This window comes from Sphingopyxis sp. (genome assembly GCF_036402335.1).
GTDB lineage: Bacteria > Pseudomonadota > Alphaproteobacteria > Sphingomonadales > Sphingomonadaceae > Sphingopyxis.
In genome coordinates this window covers 1-2,213 of sequence record NZ_DASWTD010000226.1, presented here as the reverse complement: position 1 = coordinate 2,213, position 2,213 = coordinate 1, and the positions used below count along the sequence as shown (strand labels likewise).

2 protein-coding genes are annotated in these 2,213 nt (G+C 66.3%); one reads left to right on the top strand and one right to left on the bottom strand.

The genetic code is table 11. The features are described 5' to 3' along the window. The first annotated feature begins 132 nt into the window (after positions 1-132). Positions 133-1,251: a glycosidase gene (locus VGD20_RS07055; protein WP_331133773.1), complete on the top strand. Its 1,119-nt coding sequence runs from the start codon at positions 133-135 to the stop codon at positions 1,249-1,251. Positions 1,252-1,271: 20 nt separating this feature from the next. Here the strand turns inward: VGD20_RS07055 and VGD20_RS07050 are convergent. Then, a partial coding sequence (locus VGD20_RS07050; protein WP_331133772.1) for a mannose-1-phosphate guanylyltransferase occupies positions 1,272-2,213 on the bottom strand: 942 nt, incomplete at its 5' end.

The following is a 2,213-nucleotide window of genomic DNA, read 5'->3' as shown; positions in this document are numbered from 1 at the left end:
AGCGCGCGCCGCGTGAATGACGATCCGGACGCGCAGAAGAGGAACATTGGCCCGCTTCGAGCCTTGATGAAGCATCGGCGGGGCGGCCTCGAGGTCGCGAAGCCGCTCCCGCGCCGTCAACCGGAGTGCCCGATGCCATTCGAAACCGATCGCCTGATTTTTGGCCCCGACGATGTCGATCTCTCCCGTTCGCCGCTTGCGGGCTCGCTCGATGCCGAAACCTTTGTGCTCGGCGCTTTCAATCCCGGCCTGACCCGCCTCGCGAGCGGCAATTTGCTGATGATGGTGCGCGTAGCCGAGGCGCTGCGCGAACCGGTCGCGAACGGCCATGTCCACAGCATAAGATGGGACGCCGGTCGCTATGTGCGCGATGCCTGGCCGCTCGAACTTTGCGACACGTCCGATCCGCGCACGTTTCTCGTGCGCGGCGGGGCTTGGCAGGTTATCGCGCTGACATCGCTTTCCTGGCTCCTGCCGGTCGAGCTGACGCCCGACGGGCTCGCCATCGTCGCGATCCATTATGACCGCGCCATCGCACCCGCGGCGCCCTTCCAATGCTATGGTATCGAGGACGCGCGCATCAGCCGCGTCGACGGCCGATGGCTGATGACCAGTTGCTCGGTGAGCCCCGAGCGCCATTCGACGACGCTCTACAGTTCCGACAACGGCCTCGACTGGCGCTTCGAAGACATTGTCCTCGATCATCAGAACAAGGACATGCTGATCTTCGAGGGGCGGATCGACAGGCAATACTGGGCCCAGACGCGCCCGCTCGGCAGTCTCTATTTCGCTTACCCGCCGGGAAGCCCGTGGCGTGCGGGTCCTTCGATCAACCTCGCGACCTCGCCCGACGCGCTGCACTGGAAGCCCCATCGCGAGCCCGGCCTGCGCCCGCATGCCGACACCGTTGCGACCGCGCGAATGGGCGGCGGAACGCCGCCGATCCTGACGCCGGACGGTTGGTTGACGCTCTGGCACGGGGTGGAACCGAAGGAGATCGTGGGCATCTATCGCACCTATTGGTCCCTGCTCGATCCGGACGATCCGTCGCGGGTCCTGCGCGGTGACCATGGTCCGCTGCTCGAGGCGAACCCCGAGCTTACCCGGCCGATCGAAGACAGGATATATGTTCGCGATATCGTCTTCACCACCGGGATCGCCGATGCCGGCGATCATTATATCGTCGCCTCGGGTGAATCCGACCTCGCGTGCCGGATCACTCACATTCCGAAGCACCGTTTCGGCCTCTGATCCGGCAGCGCCCGGCAGGTTCATTCGCGCAGCGCAGCCGCCGCGCGAACCTCTTGCGATCGGGCGAGCGGCATCACGAGAATATCGTCGCCGTCGACGACCACTGCGACATTTTCCATGCCGATGAGCGAGACGCGGCGCCCGTCGGCGCGCACAAGGCAACCCCTGCTGTCGTGAAAGAGCCCGTCGCCGCGGCAACTATTGTCGGCCATATCGTGCGCGGCACGGCTGTGGACGGCGTGCCAGCTTCCAAGGTCGGACCAGCCCATCGACACCGGTACGACGGCCACCCGGTCGTGCTTCTCCATGACGGCATAATCGATCGAGACGGCGGGCGCCGCCTCGAAGCTGGCGAGGTCGGCATAGCGTGCGGTGCCGTCGTCACCGCCGTTGGCCAGCGCGTCTTCGGCCGCGGCAAGGATGTCGGGACAATGGACGCGCATCGCGTCGCGCATGGCCCCGGCACGAAACAGGAATATCCCTGCATTCCAGCTGTAGCCGCCGGCGTCGATCATGGCCTTCGCGACATCCAGCCGGGGCTTTTCGACGAACCGCTCGACGGCGAAGCCGGTGTCGCCGATGGCCATGCCGCTCGCGATATAGCCGAAGCCCGTGTCGGGACAGTCGGGCGCAATTCCGAATGTCACGATCCAGCGGTCGCGCGCGAGCTGCGCGCCCTGTTCGATCGCGACGTGAAAGGCCGGAACATCGTCGATAATATGATCGCTCGGCATGATGAGCAGCAGGGCATCGGGCGCCGCGGCCGCGGCCGCGACCGCGAGCGCGATCGCGGGTGCGGTGTTGCGGGCGGACGGCTCGACGAGCAGCCCGATCCCGCGTCCGCCTGCCTGCTCGCGAACCGTCTCGACGTGCGAGGCACCGCAAATGACCAGGGGGTCGGCGAAAGCCGGCCCCGCGACGCGAGCGAGGGTCTGCGCGAACAGGCTTTCGTCGTCGACGAT

Bases quoted from the DNA above. Each gene is read 5' to 3' on its own strand.
- VGD20_RS07055 (WP_331133773.1), top strand. From the start codon at position 133: ATGCCATTCGAAACCGATCGCCTGATTTTTGGCCCCGACGATGTCGAT.